Annotated in this window: 20 protein-coding genes; 3 read left to right on the top strand and 17 right to left on the bottom strand. The window is 68.0% G+C overall.

Going from position 1 to position 15,933, the window contains the following annotated elements; genetic code table 11:
* A partial coding sequence (locus tag ACZ4SA_RS17660) for a hypothetical protein (protein ID WP_468275119.1) occupies positions 1–309 on the top strand: 309 nt, incomplete at its 5' end.
* Between the two features lie 427 nt (positions 310–736).
* Positions 737–1,732: a type I pantothenate kinase gene (gene coaA / locus ACZ4SA_RS17655; protein ID WP_356631632.1), complete on the top strand. Its 996-nt coding sequence runs from the start codon at positions 737–739 to the stop codon at positions 1,730–1,732.
* Positions 1,733–1,834: 102 nt separating this feature from the next.
* Here the strand turns inward: coaA and glmM are convergent, their stop codons facing one another.
* The 4 genes from glmM to ACZ4SA_RS17635 all read right to left on the bottom strand — a co-directional run bounded on the left by glmM (position 1,835) and on the right by ACZ4SA_RS17635 (position 6,202).
* The gene (gene glmM / locus ACZ4SA_RS17650; protein WP_468275116.1) at positions 1,835–3,193 is read right to left on the bottom strand and encodes a phosphoglucosamine mutase; all 1,359 of its coding nucleotides are present in this window, start codon (positions 3,191–3,193) and stop codon (positions 1,835–1,837) included.
* A 131-nt stretch (positions 3,194–3,324) separates the two neighbouring features.
* The gene (gene rpsI, locus ACZ4SA_RS17645; RefSeq protein ID WP_356631638.1) at positions 3,325–3,843 is read right to left on the bottom strand and encodes a 30S ribosomal protein S9; all 519 of its coding nucleotides are present in this window, start codon (positions 3,841–3,843) and stop codon (positions 3,325–3,327) included.
* A 41-nt stretch (positions 3,844–3,884) separates the two neighbouring features.
* Positions 3,885–4,328, bottom strand: coding sequence for a 50S ribosomal protein L13 (gene rplM, locus ACZ4SA_RS17640; RefSeq protein ID WP_468275113.1), 444 nt, complete (start codon positions 4,326–4,328; stop codon positions 3,885–3,887).
* 254 nt (positions 4,329–4,582) lie between these two features.
* Entirely contained in the window at positions 4,583–6,202 is a 1,620-nt protein-coding gene (locus tag ACZ4SA_RS17635; protein ID WP_468275111.1) for an ABC-F family ATP-binding cassette domain-containing protein, read from the bottom strand.
* 55 nt (positions 6,203–6,257) lie between these two features.
* On the opposite strand from ACZ4SA_RS17635, the gene ACZ4SA_RS17630 reads away from it, so the two are divergent.
* Complete coding sequence (locus ACZ4SA_RS17630; RefSeq protein WP_468275108.1) at positions 6,258–7,232, top strand: hypothetical protein; 975 nt, start codon at positions 6,258–6,260, stop codon at positions 7,230–7,232.
* On the opposite strand, the gene truA is transcribed toward ACZ4SA_RS17630, so the two are convergent.
* The 13 genes from truA to rpsE form a co-directional block, all read right to left on the bottom strand.
* Entirely contained in the window at positions 7,203–8,087 is an 885-nt protein-coding gene (truA, locus tag ACZ4SA_RS17625; RefSeq protein WP_468275106.1) for a tRNA pseudouridine(38-40) synthase TruA, read from the bottom strand. The two genes, ACZ4SA_RS17630 and truA, sit on opposite strands and share 30 nt — an antisense overlap.
* A gap of 79 nt (positions 8,088–8,166) precedes the next feature.
* Positions 8,167–8,661, bottom strand: a complete 495-nt coding sequence (gene rplQ / locus ACZ4SA_RS17620) for a 50S ribosomal protein L17 (RefSeq protein WP_468275104.1) — start codon at positions 8,659–8,661, stop codon at positions 8,167–8,169.
* 106 nt (positions 8,662–8,767) lie between these two features.
* Complete coding sequence (locus ACZ4SA_RS17615; RefSeq protein ID WP_003956430.1) at positions 8,768–9,790, bottom strand: DNA-directed RNA polymerase subunit alpha; 1,023 nt, start codon at positions 9,788–9,790, stop codon at positions 8,768–8,770.
* A 125-nt stretch (positions 9,791–9,915) separates the two neighbouring features.
* On the bottom strand, positions 9,916–10,320 hold the full coding sequence (gene rpsK / locus ACZ4SA_RS17610; RefSeq protein ID WP_003948617.1) for a 30S ribosomal protein S11: 405 nt from the start codon (positions 10,318–10,320) through the stop codon (positions 9,916–9,918).
* Positions 10,321–10,388: 68 nt separating this feature from the next.
* Positions 10,389–10,769, bottom strand: a complete 381-nt coding sequence (gene rpsM / locus ACZ4SA_RS17605) for a 30S ribosomal protein S13 (protein WP_159688557.1) — start codon at positions 10,767–10,769, stop codon at positions 10,389–10,391.
* Between the two features lie 196 nt (positions 10,770–10,965).
* Positions 10,966–11,079, bottom strand: coding sequence for a 50S ribosomal protein L36 (gene rpmJ / locus ACZ4SA_RS17600; RefSeq protein WP_003956441.1), 114 nt, complete (start codon positions 11,077–11,079; stop codon positions 10,966–10,968).
* Between the two features lie 57 nt (positions 11,080–11,136).
* Complete coding sequence (gene infA / locus ACZ4SA_RS17595; protein ID WP_003956442.1) at positions 11,137–11,358, bottom strand: translation initiation factor IF-1; 222 nt, start codon at positions 11,356–11,358, stop codon at positions 11,137–11,139.
* 154 nt (positions 11,359–11,512) lie between these two features.
* Positions 11,513–12,349: a type I methionyl aminopeptidase gene (gene map, locus ACZ4SA_RS17590; protein WP_468275102.1), complete on the bottom strand. Its 837-nt coding sequence runs from the start codon at positions 12,347–12,349 to the stop codon at positions 11,513–11,515.
* Positions 12,350–12,480: 131 nt separating this feature from the next.
* On the bottom strand, positions 12,481–13,146 hold the full coding sequence (locus ACZ4SA_RS17585; protein WP_468275099.1) for an adenylate kinase: 666 nt from the start codon (positions 13,144–13,146) through the stop codon (positions 12,481–12,483).
* A complete protein-coding gene (gene secY / locus ACZ4SA_RS17580) occupies positions 13,146–14,465 on the bottom strand; it encodes a preprotein translocase subunit SecY (RefSeq protein WP_468275096.1) in 1,320 nt (439 codons plus the stop codon). Before secY ends, ACZ4SA_RS17585 begins: the two co-directional genes overlap by 1 nt.
* Positions 14,466–14,686: 221 nt before the next feature.
* The gene (gene rplO, locus ACZ4SA_RS17575; protein WP_005313522.1) at positions 14,687–15,142 is read right to left on the bottom strand and encodes a 50S ribosomal protein L15; all 456 of its coding nucleotides are present in this window, start codon (positions 15,140–15,142) and stop codon (positions 14,687–14,689) included.
* 1 nt (position 15,143) lies between these two features.
* Positions 15,144–15,326, bottom strand: coding sequence for a 50S ribosomal protein L30 (gene rpmD / locus ACZ4SA_RS17570; RefSeq protein WP_005313525.1), 183 nt, complete (start codon positions 15,324–15,326; stop codon positions 15,144–15,146).
* Positions 15,326–15,931: a 30S ribosomal protein S5 gene (gene rpsE, locus ACZ4SA_RS17565; RefSeq protein WP_030201551.1), complete on the bottom strand. Its 606-nt coding sequence runs from the start codon at positions 15,929–15,931 to the stop codon at positions 15,326–15,328. The genes rpmD and rpsE overlap by 1 nt, the downstream gene beginning before the upstream one ends.
* Positions 15,932–15,933: the final 2 nt, after the last annotated feature.

The raw sequence follows: 15,933 nt of genomic DNA, 5'->3' as shown, positions 1-15,933 counted from the left end.
CACCCGTCGAATACGAGACCAACTACTACCGCACAACCCCGAAACCCCAGGTCACAACCACAATCTAAAGTCTCTACCGAACCCGGAACGGTTCAGAAGGGCGTCGACGCGGAGTACGGCACCGGCTGGACCAGCACCAACATCCCGATGATGACGGGAACGCCGGACGTCACCGGTGACGGCATCCCGGACATCTGGGCGCTGGACTCAGCAGGCAAAGTCCGCTTCTACAAGCCGTCGGCGACCGACACGGGCGCCGGCACCACCGTGATCGTCGGCGGCTGGGAGGCGAAGAAGGCCTTCGGCTGACCTCACGCCGAACCGCATGACCGCACCCCGAACCGCAAGCAGTGGGCGCGTCCACCACACCCGGTGGGCGCGCCCGCGCGTTTCAGCGCCCCGCGGCGACCCGGTCGCGCCTTCGCCCGGTACGCCCGCGTCGCCAGCCGATAGAAACACCAGTTGGAAGCGCCCGGAACCGCCGGTCGTGCGGAAGCCCAGCAGAGCCGCGAGGTCGACACCCGCCGGCGCTCCGGTCCCCTGGAAAGGCTTGGCCAGGCCTTCCGCCCGGATCATGTACGTCAGAAAGCACCCTCGAAGGTTCACGGATGTCGCGGTTCGGCGCCCGCCTGCCCCATGACTGTGATGCACGCCACTGCATTCCGCCGTGGAGCACCCGGCCCCGCGTGACCGAGCACACCACCCATAACCGAGCCGTACGCACGACAATGGCCCTGTGATCACTTCGCCGCCACGAAGCGCCCACCGCCGGGCCGAGCACGCGTCGACGCCGTACGTCGACCTCACCCGCGCGGAGTGGAGCGCCCTGCGCGAGAAAACGCCGCTGCCCCTCACCGCCGAGGAGGTCGAGCGGCTCCGCGGTCTCGGCGACGTCATCGACCTCGACGAGGTGCGGGACGTCTACCTCCCGCTGTCCCGGCTCCTCAACCTCTACGTCCAGGCCAGCGCCGGTCTGCGCGGCGCACTCAATACGTTCCTCGGCGACGCCGGCAACGGGCACGGTGAGCAGCGCGGCACGCCCTTCGTCATAGGCGTCGCCGGGTCCGTCGCCGTCGGCAAGTCCACCGTGGCCCGGCTTCTCCAGGCCCTGCTGGCACGCTGGCCCGAGCATCCGCGGGTCGAGCTCGTCACCACCGACGGGTTCCTGCTGCCCATGAAGGAGCTTCAGGCCCGCGGTCTGATGTCCCGCAAGGGCTTCCCCGAGTCGTACGACCGCCGGGCGCTGACCCGGTTCGTCGCCGACATCAAGGCCGGCAAGGACGAGGTCACCGCCCCCGTCTACTCGCACCTGATCTACGACATCGTTCCGGACGAGCGCCTGACCGTGCGCCGCCCGGACATATTGATCGTCGAGGGGCTCAACGTGCTGCAGCCCGCGCTGCCCGGCAAGGACGGCCGCACGCGGGTGGGTCTCGCCGACTACTTCGACTTCAGTGTGTACGTCGACGCGCGGGCGGAGGACATCGAGACCTGGTACCTCAACCGTTTCCGCAAGCTGCGGGAGACGGCGTTCCAGAACCCGTTCTCCTACTTCAGGAAGTACACCCAGGTCTCCGAGGAGGAGGCGCTCGACTACGCCCGCACCATGTGGCGCACCATCAACAAGCCCAACCTGCTGGAAAATGTGGCGCCGACGCGCGGCCGCGCCACGCTGGTGCTGCGCAAGGGCCCCGACCACAAGGTGCAGCGGCTGTCACTGCGCAAACTCTAGGAGTCTCGCTGCTCGCGCAGAAGTACTTCTGGTACCGAAGCCGGCAGAGGGCCCGTACGTGACCGTACGGGCCCTCCACCCTGCGCTGTCGCTCGAGACGTCCTAGCCGAGCGCGGACTTCACCGCGTCGGCCAGCCGGCCCGCCACGCTCCGCGCCTGCTCGATGTCGGCGGCCTCGACCATGACCCGCACCAACGGCTCGGTGCCCGAGGGGCGCAGCAGCACGCGGCCGGTCGAGCCGAGCTCGCGCTCGGCCTCCGTGACGGCGTGCGCCAGCTCGGCGGAGGTCTGCACCCGGGACTTGTCCACGTCGGGGACGTTGACGAGGACCTGCGGCAGGCGCTCCATCACGCGGACCAGCTCGTCCAGCGAACGGCCCGTCGCGGCGACACGGGCCGCGAGCATCAGACCGGTCAGCGTGCCGTCGCCGGTCGTCGCGTGGTCGAGCACGATGACGTGGCCGGACTGCTCGCCACCGAGCCCGAAGCCGCGGGCCTTCATGGCCTCCAGGACGTACCGGTCGCCGACCGCGGTCTGCACCAGCTCGACGCCCTCGCGCTCCATCGCCAGCTTGAAGCCGAGGTTGGACATGACCGTGGCGACGACCGTGTTGCCGCGCAGCGTCCCGGCCTCGCGCATGGCGAGCGCCAGGACGGCGAGGATCTGGTCGCCGTCGATCTCGCTGCCCTGCGCGTCGACCGCGAGGCAGCGGTCCGCGTCGCCGTCGTGGGCGATGCCGAGGTCGGCGCCGTGCTCGACGACGGCGGCCTTCAGCAGGTCCAGGTGGGTCGAGCCGCAGCCGTCGTTGATGTTGAGGCCGTCGGGCTCCGCGCCGATCGTGACGACCTCCGCCCCGGCCCGCGCGAACGCCTCCGGCGACACGCGTGATGCGGCGCCGTGCGCCTCGTCGAGGACGACCTTCAGGCCGTCGAGCCGGTTCGGGAGTACGGCGATGAGGTGTGCGACGTACTTGTCGAAGCCCTCGTCGTAGTCCGTCACGCGCCCGACGCCCGCGCCCGTGGGCCGCTCCCACGGCTCGCCGGTCCGGTGCTGGTCGTAGACCTGCTCGATGCGGTCCTCGAGCTCGTCGGCCAGCTTGTGACCGCCGCGCGCGAAGAACTTGATGCCGTTGTCCGGCATGGCGTTGTGGCTCGCGGAGAGCATCACGCCGAGGTCCGCGCCGAGCGCGCCGGTCAGGTACGCGACGGCCGGCGTCGGCAGCACGCCGACACGCAGTACGTCGACGCCCGCGCTCGCCAGGCCCGCCACGACGGCGGCCTCCAGGAACTCTCCGGATGCGCGCGGGTCGCGGCCGACGACCGCGGTCGGGCGGTGGCCCGCGAACGTACCCGCTTCGGCGAGCACGTGCGCCGCCGCGACCGACAGGCCGAGCGCGAGCTCCGCCGTCAGGTCGGCGTTGGCGACACCGCGTACACCGTCCGTGCCGAAGAGTCGTCCCACAGTTGTCCTCCGAGAATGCTGAATGCTCGGACCATTCTCGTCCGAGGCAGTCGATAAACGAACGCCCCGGCAGCACGAGTGCCGCCGGGGCGAACGAAAAGCCGTACAGGGATCTGCAGGCAGCCTGCGATTTAGCGCTTGCTGTACTGCGGGGCCTTACGGGCCTTCTTGAGACCGGCCTTCTTGCGCTCGACCGCACGGTCGTCGCGGGAGAGGAAGCCGGCCTTCTTGAGCGCGCCGCGGTTGTTGTCCACGTCCGCCTCGTTCAGCGCACGGGCCACACCGAGGCGCAGGGCGCCGGCCTGGCCGGAGACGCCGCCACCCGAGATGCGGGCGATGACGTCGTAGCGGTTGTCGAGCTCGAGCACCTTGAAGGGCTCGTTGACTTCCTGCTGGTGCACCTTGTTCGGGAAGTAGTCCTCGAGGGTGCGACCGTTGATCTTCCACTTGCCGGTGCCCGGAACGATCCGGACGCGGGCAATGGCGTTCTTGCGGCGGCCCAGGCCGGCGGCCGGCTGGGGCTCGCCGAAGCGGGAAGCCATGGACTCGGAGGTGTACTCACCCTCGACCGGGGCGTCCGACTCGAAGGTGGTGACCTCCGCGTAGGTCTCTTCGCCCTCGACGGGGGTCTCAACAGTGGTCTCGGCCACGATTCTCCTCAGATTCTTTTCGTCTTAGGGGGTGGCCGGACTTACTGCGCGACCTGGGTGATCTCGAACGGGACCGGCTGCTGGGCAGCGTGCGGGTGGTTCTCGCCCGCGTAGACCTTCAGCTTCGAGAGCATCTGACGGCCCAGGGTGTTCTTGGGGAGCATGCCCTTGACGGCCTTCTCGATGGCCTTCTCGGGGCTCTTCTCGAGCAGCTCGTCGTAACGGATGGAACGCAGACCACCCGGGTAGCCGGAGTGGCGGTACGCCATCTTCTGGGTCCGCTTGTTGCCGGAGAGGTGCACCTTCTCGGCGTTGATGACGATGACGAAGTCACCGGCATCAACGTGCGGCGCGTAGATCGGCTTGTGCTTGCCCCGGAGAAGGGTAGCGGCGGTGGTCGCCAGACGGCCCAGGACGATGTCCTGCGCGTCGATGATGTGCCACTGGCGCGTCACATCGCCGGGCTTGGGGCTGTACGTACGCACGGTCGTAGCCTTCGCTTCTTCAGTGAGTGTGGTCCTGACAAGGCCACCCGGACGATCACGACAGCCCTGGCGGCACGCGGGGACGCAACCCGAATGCCTGCCGCTGGTCATCGGCCCGGTGGACCGGCGTAAGGGCCCCTCACGTGAGATAGAGCAAGCCAATACGCATAACGAACCAGCAGAATACCCGCGCAGCCCCTGGCGGGTCAAAACCGGGTCCCACTCGCCTCTCGCGGCCCCCTCCCGCGGCGGAGCTACCGCGCCCGCTCCACCCTCCGCTCGTCCCACACCGGCGCCGGCGTCTCCCGGACCACTCCGTCCGAGCCGAACACCAGATACCGGTCGAAGGAGCGTGCGAACCAGCGGTCGTGCGTCACCGCCACAACAGTGCCCTCGTACGACTCCAGGCCCTCCTGGAGCGCCTCCGCGGACTCCAGGTCCAGGTTGTCCGTCGGTTCGTCCAGGAGCAGCGCGGTCGTGCCTTGCAGCTCCAGCAGCAGGATCTGGAAGCGCGCCTGCTGGCCGCCCGACAGCTTCTCGAACGCCTGGTCGCCCTGGCGTTCCAGCTCGTACCGGCGCAGGACCGACATCGCCCCGCCCCGGTCCTTGGCGTGTTCCGTCCACAGGATGTCGACCAGGGTGCGGCCCAGCAGCTCCGGGTGGGCGTGGGTCTGGGCGAAATGCCCGGGCACCACGCGCGCGCCGAGCTTCCACTGCCCCGTGTGCGCGACCGCGTCCCCCGCCAGCAGCCGCAGGAAGTGCGACTTCCCGGAGCCGTTCGAGCCGAGGACGGCGACCCGCTCGCCGTAGAAGATCTCCAGGGAGAACGGCTTCATCAGACCGGTGAGCTCAAGATCGGTGCAGGTCAGCGCGCGCACGCCGGTACGCCCGCCCTTGAGCCGCATCGTGATGTCCTGCTCGCGCGGCGGCTCCGGCGGCGGTCCGGCCTCCTCGAACTTCTTGAAACGCGTCTGCATCGCCCGGTACCGCGAAGCCATGTCGGGGCTGTTCGCCGCCTGCTGCCGCAGCCGCAACACCAGGGCCTTCAGCCGGGCGTGCTCCTCGTCCCAGCGCCGCTTCAGCTCCTCGAAGCGGGCGAACCGCTCCCGCCGCGCGTCATGGAACGTGGCGAAGCCGGCTCCGTGCACCCATACGTCCGACCCGGCTGGGCCCGGCTCCACGGCCACGATCCGCTCGGCCGCCCTGGCCAGCAGCTCCCTGTCGTGGGAGACGAAGAGGACCGTCTTACGGGTCTCCTTCAGCCGGTCCTCGAGCCACCGCTTTCCCGGCACGTCCAAATAGTTGTCGGGCTCGTCGAGCAGCAGCACCTCGTCGGGCCCGCGCAGCAGCGCCTCCAGCACGAGCCGCTTCTGCTCTCCCCCGGACAGCGTCCGCACCTCGCGCCACTGCGCCTTCTCGTACGGCACGCCCAGCGCCGCCATGGTGCACATGTCCCAGACGGTCTCCGCCTCGTAGCCACGCGCCTCCGCCCAGTCGCTCAGCGCCTGCGCGTACCGCATCTGCGCGGCCTCGTCGTCGACGGTCATGATCGCGTGCTCGGCGGCGTCGACCGCTGCCGCCGCCTCCCTGATCCGCGGCTGGGCCACCGACACGAGCAGGTCCCGGACCGTGCGCTCGTCGCGCACCGAGCCGACGAACTGCCGCATCACCCCGAGCCCTCCGCTCACGGTGACGGAGCCTCCATGCGGCTGGATCTCCCCCGCGATGAGCCGCAGCAGCGTCGTCTTGCCGGCGCCGTTGGCTCCCACCAGCGCCGCGACCGCGCCGTCACCGACCCGGAACGACGCATCCGAGAGGAGCACCCGCCCATCCGGTAGGTAGTACTCCAGATGCGCCGCTTCCACATGTCCCATGGCCCGATTCTGACCGCCGACCCCGGTTTCGCCCAACAGGTTTAGGATGCGCGGCATGAGCTTTGGGCACGGGGGACCTCAGTGGGGTTCCGGCGGACAGAACCAGGACCCCTACGACCAGGGCCCGCACAGCCAGGGCCAATTCGGGCAGAACCAGTACGGTCAGGGGCAGTACGGACAGCAGTCCTTCGACCCGTTCGGCAGCCGGTCCGACAGTGACGCGGGCACGCCGGACTGGGCCGCGCTCGCCGACGCCTCGGCCGCCCGTACCCGCCGCAGGCGCTGGCTCATGATCGGCGGCGGCGCGCTCGCGACCGCGCTGGTCGCCGGCGCCGTCGCGACCGCCATCGTCTCGTCCAACAAGGACAGCGACAACAGCGCCTCCGACAAGAGCTCCAGTCTCCCCGCGCCGCCCGAACTGCCCGCGGACACGACCCAGCCCGAGCCGTCCTTCTCCTCCGTGGCCCCGCTGCCCCCGCCGAACCCCAAGGAGTTCATCTCCGAGCGGAACAAGGACACGCTGCCACTGAGCGCCGAATCCCTCTTCCCCGGCAAGAAGCTGACGATGGGCGACCGTGTCTACGACAAGGGCGCCACGTCACGCACCGGCAACTGCGGCTCCGTCACCAAGGGCGCCCTCGGCTCCGTGCTCGAGAAGAACGGCTGCGACCAGGTCTTCCGCGCCACTTACAGCAAGGACGGCATCGCGGTCACCATCGGCGTCGCGACCTTCGAGAACGAGGCGAAGGCCAAGAAGGCCGTGGAGCAGGCGTCGGGCAGCGTCGTGCCGCTGACGGGCTCCGGCGTCCCCGCGTTCTGCAAGGGCGGCCCGGTCTGCCGGTCCACCTTCAACTCGTACGGGCGGTACTTCTACGCCACCATCACCGGCTACACCAAGGCCAAGTCCGTCACCCAGGGCGACACCGCGGCGTACCAGACGGGCGACGACCTGGGCGAGTTCACGTTCCGTCAGATCAGACGGCGCGGCGAGGCGCAGGCCTCAGCCGCAGCCGGCGCACCCGCCCAGTAGCGGGACGGCGCGAGCCGCCGGCAGCGAACGCCTGTTGCGGGCCTCCTGGTTGCGGGCGGCCAGCAGCTCGTCCGCCGGATAGCCGACCTCCTCGAGCGTGAGCCCGTGCGGGCGCACGACATGGACGGCCGAGTCCCGCACGCCCGCGGCCAGCACCTTCGCGGGCCATTCCACCGGCCGGTGCCCGTCGCCGACGAACAGCAGCGCGCCGACCAGCGAGCGCACCATGTTGTGGCAGAAGGCGTCGGCCTTCACGGTGGCGGTGACGACCCCGGAGGCGTCCCTCTCCCAGGACAGCCGCTGCAGGGTACGGATGGTCGTGGCGCCGTCACGCTTCTTGCAGTAGGCCGCGAAGTCGTGCTCGCCGACCAGCCCTTGCGCGGCGGCGTTCATCGCCGCCACGTCCAACGGCCAGTCGTGCCACAGCACATGGCCGCGCAGCAGCGGGTCGACGCCGCCGGGGTTGTCCGTCACGCGGTACGCGTACCGCCGCCAGATCGCCGAGAACCGCGCGTTGAAGCCCTCGGGCGCCTCGGCCACGCTCCAGATGCGCACATCGCGTGAGAGCCGCCCCGCGAGCCGCTTGAGCAGCTTGTCGCGGTGCTCTGCCCAGACGTCCTCCGGCAGGTCCACGTGCGCCACCTGCCCACGCGCATGCACCCCTGCGTCCGTACGCCCGGCGACCGTCAGCTCGTACGTCCGGGACGAGCGCGTCACCGTACGCAGCGCGTCCTCGATCTCGCCCTGCACGGTCCGCCGCCCGCCGGCCTGCTTCGCCCAGCCGGAGAAGTCCTTGCCGTCGTACGAAAGATCCAGTCGCACCCGGACGTGACCGGGCTCCACCTCGTCGCTCACGCGATCCATCCTCTCAAGCAGAACGGGCCCGTACCCCCGAGGGGAATACGGGCCCGTCGTAAAGCCTTCAGAACGCGGTTCAGGCGTCCTTCGACTCTTCGGCCGGAGCCTCGGCAGCCTCGTCGGCCTTGGTGTCCTCGGCCTTGGCCTCCTCGGACTCCTTGACCGCACGCTTGGTGGCGGCCTCGGCCTCGGCGACGGTCGCCTTCTTCGCGATCTCACCCTCGACCAGCTCGATCACAGCCATCGGGGCGTTGTCGCCGCGACGGTTGCCGACCTTGGTGATGCGGGTGTAGCCGCCCGGACGCTCCGCGTAACGCGGGGCGATCTCGGTGAAGAGCGTGTGCACGATGCCCTTGTCCGTGATCGTCTGCAGCACCAGGCGACGGTTGTGGATGTCGCCCTTCTTCGCCTTGGTGATCAGGCGCTCGGCGACCGGACGCAGGCGGCGGGCCTTGGCCTCGGTCGTGGTGATGCGGCCGTGCTCGAACAGCGACTTCGCCAGGTTCGCGAGAAGCAGCTTCTCGTGAGCGGCGCTGCCACCGAAACGGGCTCCCTTGGTGGGACGCGGCATGGGTTTCTCCTTGTGATCTGCACCGGCCGTATCAGGTACCGGTGTCAGTTACCGGTGGACGGACGCCCGCCGGAAGTGGGGCCGGGCCCGCAGGCCCGGCTCAGACTCAGTACTGCTCGGTCTCGACGAAACCGGCGTCCGCGTCGTCGTCGGCGCCGAAGGCGTCGGCGGCGGCGGTCGGGTCGAATCCGGGCGGGCTGTCCTTCAGGGCCAGGCCCATGCCGGCCAGCTTCGCCTTGACCTCGTCGATCGACTTCGCACCGAAGTTGCGGATGTCGAGCAGGTCGGCCTCGGAACGCGCCACGAGCTCACCCACGGAGTGGATGCCCTCGCGCTTGAGGCAGTTGTACGAACGAACGGTGAGCTCGAGCTCCTCGATCGGCAGCGCGAGGTCGGCGGCAAGGGCGGCGTCCGTGGGGGACGGGCCCATGTCGATGCCCTCGGCGTCGATGTTGAGCTCACGGGCCAGACCGAACAGCTCGACCAGGGTCTTGCCGGCCGACGCCATGGCGTCACGCGGGCGCATGGCCTGCTTGGTCTCGACGTCGACGATCAGCTTGTCGAAGTCGGTGCGCTGCTCGACTCGGGTCGCCTCGACCTTGTAGGTGACCTTGAGGACCGGGGAGTAGATGGAGTCGACCGGGATACGGCCGATCTCCTGGCCCACCTGCTTGTTCTGCACGGCGGAGACGTAGCCACGACCGCGCTCGACGGTCAGCTCCATCTCCAGCTTGCCCTTGCCGTTGAGCGTGGCCAGCACCAGGTCGGGGTTGTGCACCTCGACACCGGCCGGCGGGGCGATGTCAGCAGCGGTGACCAGGCCGGGGCCCTGCTTGCGCAGGTACATCACGACCGGCTCGTCGTGCTCCGAGGAGACGACCAGCTGCTTGATGTTCAGGATGAGGTCGGTGACGTCCTCCTTGACGCCCGGCACGGTGGTGAACTCGTGCAGGACACCGTCGATGCGGATGGACGTGACCGCCGCACCCGGGATCGAGGAGAGGAGCGTACGGCGCAGGGAGTTGCCGAGGGTGTAGCCGAAACCCGGCTCCAGGGGCTCGATGACGAACCGCGAGCGGTACTCGTCGACGACCTCTTCGGTCAGCGAGGGGCGCTGAGCAATCAGCATGGTGTTGTTTCCTTCTGTCGTGGACGCCCGCTATTTGACGTCCTACAGGTACTGCCTACAGCAAGGGTACGGGCGGCCCGGCACAGAAGCACCGAACCGCCCGAATCCGAACAAGCAGCCGTGCGTCAGACGCGGCGGCGCTTGGGGGGACGGCAGCCGTTGTGCGGCGTGGGGGTGACGTCCTGGATCGAGCCGACCTCGAGGCCGGTGGCCTGGAGGGAGCGGATCGCGGTCTCACGGCCGGAGCCGGGACCCTTGACGAAGACGTCGACCTTGCGCATGCCGTGCTCCTGCGCGCGGCGGGCGGCCGACTCGGCGGCCATCTGCGCGGCGAAGGGGGTGGACTTGCGCGAGCCCTTGAAGCCGACGTGGCCGGCGGAGGCCCAGGAGATCACGTTGCCGGTCGGGTCCGTGATGGACACGATCGTGTTGTTGAACGTGCTCTTGATGTGCGCGTGGCCGTGAGCGACGTTCTTCTTTTCCTTGCGGCGCACCTTCTTGGCAGCGCCCTGACGACCCTTGGGGGGCATCTATAACTCCTACGGGGAGGTGGTCGGTCCTACAGCGAAGACCGCTGGTAAAGCGTGTCCGCTGAGGACTACTTCTTGCCCGGCTTCTTCTTACCGGCGATGGCGCGACGCGGGCCCTTGCGGGTGCGGGCGTTCGTGCTGGTGCGCTGACCGTGGACCGGCAGGCCGCGGCGGTGACGCAGACCCTGGTAGCAGCCGATCTCGACCTTGCGGCGGATGTTGGCCTGGATGTCGCGGCGGAGGTCACCTTCCGTCTGGAAGTTGACATCCACGTACTCGCGGATCTTGACCAGGTCCTCTTCGGCCAGGTCACGAACGCGGACGTTCGGGTCGACACCGGTGGCGGCGAGGGTCTCCTGGGACCGGGTGCGGCCGATGCCGAAAACGTACGTGAGGGCGACCTCGATGCGCTTGTCGCGCGGGAGGTCAACGCCTTCAAGGCGTGCCATTCATGGCTCCTGATGTATGCGGAGGTCTTCCGCAGAGTCGTTCCGTGGCCGCCGACCCTTGATTGAAGAGAGGGTGGTACGGACCAGGTCCCCGGCCTCCACCGGGGGTGTCGCCGACCGAAGCCAGGCGGACCCTGCGTATGTACATGTTTTTACGTGCGTCGCGCGAAGAACTGCGAGTGCAGGTGGTCGTGCGTCAGCCCTGGCGCTGCTTGTGGCGCAGGTTGTCGCAGATGACCATGACCCGGCCGTGACGGCGGATCACCTTGCACTTGTCGCAGATCTTCTTGACGCTCGGCTTGACCTTCATGGGATGTGAGGTTCTCCGGGTCAGTGCCGACACCCCGCGAAGGGGGTGCGACAAGATCTACTTGTACCGGTAGACGATCCGGCCACGCGTCAGGTCGTACGGAGAGAGCTCCACCACGACCCGGTCGTCCGGGAGGATACGGATGTAGTGCATCCGCATCTTGCCGGAGATGTGCGCGAGGACCTTGTGACCGTTCTGGAGCTCCACCTTGAACATGGCGTTCGGGAGAGACTCGATCACGGTGCCCTCGATTTCGATGGCACCTTGCTTCTTGGCCACGCTTCGCCTTTCGAATCGGCTACCTTGATCGACTCCCGTCACCGCGTGCGGACACACGGGTACACGAGAGCCGACGCATCAGTCTACGTCAGGGGCATCCAAAAGACGAATCCGCCAAGTCTGCCCATGCGTGAAGATCGTTAAGCCCCGGGGATCAGGCCAGTGGATCGGGGGCGGCGGTGACACCCAGCTCCGCCAGCTTCGCCTTGCCTCCGTCGGGGGCGGTCAGCACCAGCGGACCCTGCTCCGTGAGGGCCACCGAGTGCTCCCAGTGGGAGGACCAGGTGCCGTCCGTCGTGATGACCGTCCAGTCGTCGGAGAGAACCTCGGTCTGCGGCGTGCCGAGGGAGACCATCGGCTCGATCGCCAGGCAGAAACCGGGCACCAGCTTCGGGCCCTTGCCGCGCTTGCGCGAGACGTAATTCAGCAGATGCGGGTCCATGTGCATCTCGGTGCCGATGCCGTGGCCGCCGTAGTCCTCGATGATCCCGTACCTGCCCGTCGCGGGGCGGGGCTGCCTGCGGATGTAGGTCTCGATGGCACGGGAGATGTCGACGAGCCGGTTGCCGCATCTCATCGCGGCGATGCCGGCCCACATCGACTCCTCGGTCACCCGGGAGAGCTCCAGGAGTTCCGGAGCGTGGCCGCTGCCGACGAAGGCGGTGTACGCGGCGTCGCCGTGCCAGCCGTCGATGATCGCACCGCAGTCGATGGAGATGATGTCTCCGTCCTTGAGGACGGTCTTGTCGTCCGGGATGCCGTGGACCACGACCTCGTTGACCGAGGTGCAGATCGTGGCGGGGAAGCCTCCGTAGCCGAGGAAGTTCGACTTGGCGCCGTGATCGGCGATCACCTTGCGCGCCACCTCGTCGAGGTCCTTGGTCGTGGCGCCGGGCACCGCGGCCTCGCGGGTGGCCGCGTGGATGGCGGCGACGACCAGTCCCGCCTCACGCATCTTCGCGATCTGCTCGGGGGTCTTGATCTGCACCATTGCGGCTCGTGCCTTTCTCGACAAGGAATTCCGTACAAGGGGTCCGGGACAAGGTGTTCAGGGCTTTTCAACGATACGGCCGCGGCGTCCGGAGGACACCGCGGCCGTAACTCTCGGGCTGTGCGAACAGGTCAGGCCTGTGCGGCCTTGCCGACCTTGAGCGCTTCCATCGCCCGGGCGGTCACCTCGTTGACCTTGCCGAGCGCGGAGATGGTGACCACCAGGCCCTGGGCCCTGTAGTAGTCGATGATCGGCTCGGTCTGCGTGTGGTAGACCTCGAGCCGCTTGCGGACGGTCTCCTCGGAGTCGTCGTCGCGCTGGTACAGCTCGCCGCCGCACTCGTCGCAGACGCCTTCGGTCTTCGCCGGGGAGTACGTCACGTGGAAGACGTGCGCGCTGTTGTTGCGGCAGACGCGACGGCCGGCGATCCGCTTGACCACCTCGTCCTCGGGGACCTCCAGGTCGAGGACCGCGTCCAGCTGGACACCCTCGCCCTTGAGCATCTCGTCGAGCGCCACGGCCTGGCCCACGTTGCGCGGGAAACCGTCCAGCAGGAAGCCGTTCACCGCGTCCGCCTGGGACATGCGGTCCTTGGCCATCCCGATCGTCACCTCGTCCGGGACCAGGGTGCCGGCGTCCATGTACGCCTTCGCCTGCTTCCCGAGCTCCGTGCCCTGGGAGATGTTGGCGCGGAAGAGGTCGCCCGTGGAGATGTGCGGGATCGACAGGTTCTTGGCAAGGAACGCGGCCTGCGTTCCCTTGCCGGCACCGGGCGGCCCGACGAGGACGATTCGCATCAGCGGAGGAACCCTTCGTAATTGCGCTGCTGGAGCTGGCTCTCGATCTGCTTCACGGTCTCCAGACCCACACCCACGATGATGAGGATGCTCGTCCCGCCGAACGGGAAGTTCTGGTTCGCGCCTCCGAAGCCTGCCAACGCCATCGTCGGAACAAGAGCAATCAGACCCAGGTACAGCGAGCCCGGCCAAGTGATCCTGTTGAGCACGTAGCTCAGGTACTCGGCAGTAGGTCGACCAGCCCGGATACCCGGGATGAAGCCACCATACTTCTTCATGTTGTCCGCGACTTCCTCGGGGTTGAACGAGATCGCCACATAGAAGAAGGCGAAGAACACGATCAGAAGGAAGTACGTGACGATGTAGTAGGGGTGGTCACCCTTGACGAAGTGGGCTTCGATCCAGGTTTTCCAGCCCGACTGCGAGTTCGAGAACTGCGCGACGAGCGCTGGGATGTAGAGCAGCGACGAGGCGAAGATGACGGGAATCACACCCGCCTGGTTCACCTTGAGCGGGATGTAAGTGGACGTACCGCCGTACGACCTCCGCCCGATCATGCGCTTCGCGTACTGCACGGGGATGCGCCGCTGGGCCTGCTCGACGAAAACGACCAGCGCCACCATCACGAAGCCGATCAGGATCACCGTGCCGAACTCGATCCAGCCCTGGGCGAGCTTGCCGCTCTCCTTGATGGCCCACAGGGCACCAGGGAAGCCGGCGGCGATCGAGATGAACATGAGGATCGACATACCGTTGCCGATGCCGCGGTCGGTGATGAGCTCACCGAGCCACATGACGGCGGCGGTGCCGGCGGTCATGGTGATGACCATCACGGCGGTTGTGAAAATCGACTGGTCCGGCACGATCTCGTTGCCGACCGGGCAGCTGGCGAACAGCGCGCCGCTCCGGGCGGTGGCGACGAGGCCGGTTCCCTGCAGCACGGCGAGCGCCACCGTCAGGTAACGCGTGTACTGCGTGATCTTCGCCGTGCCGGACTGACCCTCCTTCTTCAGGGCCTCCAGCCGCGGGATGACCACGGTCAGCAGCTGCAGGATGATGCTCGCCGTGATGTACGGCATGATGCCGAGCGCGAAGATGGTGATCTGCAGCAGCGCTCCGCCGCTGAACATGTTCACCAGCCCGAACAGGCTGTTGTTGCCCTTCGTGGCCGCATCCACACAGATCTGGACGTTCTGGTAATTGACTCCGGGAACCGGGATATGGGACCCGAGCCGGTACAGAACGATGATGGCGAGTGTGAAGAGCAGCTTCTTGCGCAGGTCGGGCGTCTTGAACGCCCGGGCGAACGCGGTGAGCACGGTGCCTCCTGCGACCCCCGCGCTACTGCGTCAGAGGTGACGGTATTGAGGATCGACGAATACGTAACAGGCAAATCCGCTCGGCCTGCCAGTAGGCACACCGGGCTGAAGTTAACAACGCACGACACCTTACCGGCGACGGTGCCCGCCTAGGAACGACCGACCGGGGATGCCCCGTATGAGAGGCATCCCCGGTCGGATGTTCAGGCCATCGAGACGTCTCAGACGAGCTCGGTGACGGTGCCGCCGGCGGCGGCGATCTTCTCCTTGGCGGAGCCGGAGACGGCGTCGACCGTCACCTGCAGCGCCACGGAGATCTCGCCCTGGCCCAGGACCTTGACGAGGCTGTTCTTGCGCACGGCACCCTTGTCGACCAGGTCGGCAACGGTGACCTCGCCACCCTCGGGGTAGAGGGCCGCGAGCTTGTCCAGGTTCACGACCTGGTACTCGGTACGGAACGGGTTCTTGAAGCCCTTGAGCTTCGGGAGGCGCATGTGGAGGGGCATCTGCCCACCCTCGAAGCGCTCCGGAACCTGGTAACGGGCCTTGGTGCCCTTGGTACCACGACCGGCCGTCTTACCCTTCGACGCCTCACCACGACCGACACGGGTCTTCGCGGTCTTGGCGCCGGGGGCGGGACGGAGGTTGTGGACCTTCAGCGGGTTCTGCTCCGCCATGTCAGTCGACCTCCTCGACCGTCACGAGGTGGCGGACGGTGTGCACCATGCCGCGGAACTCGGGACGGTCCTCCTTGACAACCACGTCGTTCAGGCGCTTGAGCCCGAGCGAACGCAGGGTGTCGCGGTGGTTCTGCTTGCTGCCGATGTACGACTTCGTCTGCGTGATCTTGAGGCGGGCCATTACGCACCCGCTCCCGCACGCGCACGGAGCAGAGCCGCGGGGGCGACGTCCTCGAGCGGCAGACCACGGCGAGCCGCGATCTCCTCGGGACGCTGCAGGCCCTTCAGGGCCTCCACGGTCGCGTGCACGATGTTGATCGCGTTGTCCGAGCCGAGCGACTTCGACAGGATGTCGTGCACGCCCGCGCACTCGAGCACGGCACGCACCGGGCCACCGGCGATAACGCCGGTACCGGGGGAAGCCGGCTTGAGCAGAACGACGCCGGCAGCCTTCTCACCCTGGATCGGGTGGGGGATGGTGCCCTGGATACGGGGGACCTTGAAGAAGTGCTTCTTGGCCTCCTCAACACCCTTGGCGATGGCGGCCGGCACCTCCTTGGCCTTGCCGTAACCGACGCCTACGGTGCCGTCACCGTCACCCACCACGACGAGCGCGGTGAAGCTGAAGCGACGACCACCCTTGACAACCTTGGCGACGCGGTTGATCGCGACAACGCGCTCAACGTACGCGGTCTTCTCGGCGGCAGCAGCGCCACCGTCGCGACCCTTCCGGTCCCGCCGCTCGCCGCCACCGGCACCGCTTCCGCGGCGCTGGGGTCCAGCCATTG

The organism is Streptomyces sp. NPDC027962 (genome assembly GCF_055566095.1).
Note: the sequence above shows the minus strand (reverse complement) of the source record. Positions and strands in the feature narration are given on the sequence as shown.

Bases quoted from the DNA above. Each gene is read 5' to 3' on its own strand.
- map (WP_468275102.1), bottom strand. From the start codon at position 12,349: ATGGTGCAGATCAAGACCCCCGAGCAGATCGCGAAGATGCGTGAGGCG.
- ACZ4SA_RS17635 (WP_468275111.1), bottom strand. From the start codon at position 6,202: ATGGGACATGTGGAAGCGGCGCATCTGGAGTACTACCTACCGGATGGG.
- rpsM (WP_159688557.1), bottom strand. From the start codon at position 10,769: ATGGCACGCCTTGAAGGCGTTGACCTCCCGCGCGACAAGCGCATCGAG.
- ACZ4SA_RS17585 (WP_468275099.1), bottom strand. From the start codon at position 13,146: ATGCGAATCGTCCTCGTCGGGCCGCCCGGTGCCGGCAAGGGAACGCAG.
- rpmJ (WP_003956441.1), bottom strand. From the start codon at position 11,079: ATGAAGGTCAAGCCGAGCGTCAAGAAGATCTGCGACAAGTGCAAGGTG.
- rpsE (WP_030201551.1), bottom strand. From the start codon at position 15,931: ATGGCTGGACCCCAGCGCCGCGGAAGCGGTGCCGGTGGCGGCGAGCGG.
- rpsK (WP_003948617.1), bottom strand. From the start codon at position 10,320: ATGCCCCCCAAGGGTCGTCAGGGCGCTGCCAAGAAGGTGCGCCGCAAG.
- rplQ (WP_468275104.1), bottom strand. From the start codon at position 8,661: ATGCCGCGTCCCACCAAGGGAGCCCGTTTCGGTGGCAGCGCCGCTCAC.
- rpmD (WP_005313525.1), bottom strand. From the start codon at position 15,326: ATGGCCCGCCTCAAGATCACGCAGACGAAGTCGTACATCGGCAGCAAG.
- rplO (WP_005313522.1), bottom strand. From the start codon at position 15,142: ATGGCGGAGCAGAACCCGCTGAAGGTCCACAACCTCCGTCCCGCCCCC.
- ACZ4SA_RS17630 (WP_468275108.1), top strand. From the start codon at position 6,258: ATGAGCTTTGGGCACGGGGGACCTCAGTGGGGTTCCGGCGGACAGAAC.
- ACZ4SA_RS17615 (WP_003956430.1), bottom strand. From the start codon at position 9,790: ATGCTGATTGCTCAGCGCCCCTCGCTGACCGAAGAGGTCGTCGACGAG.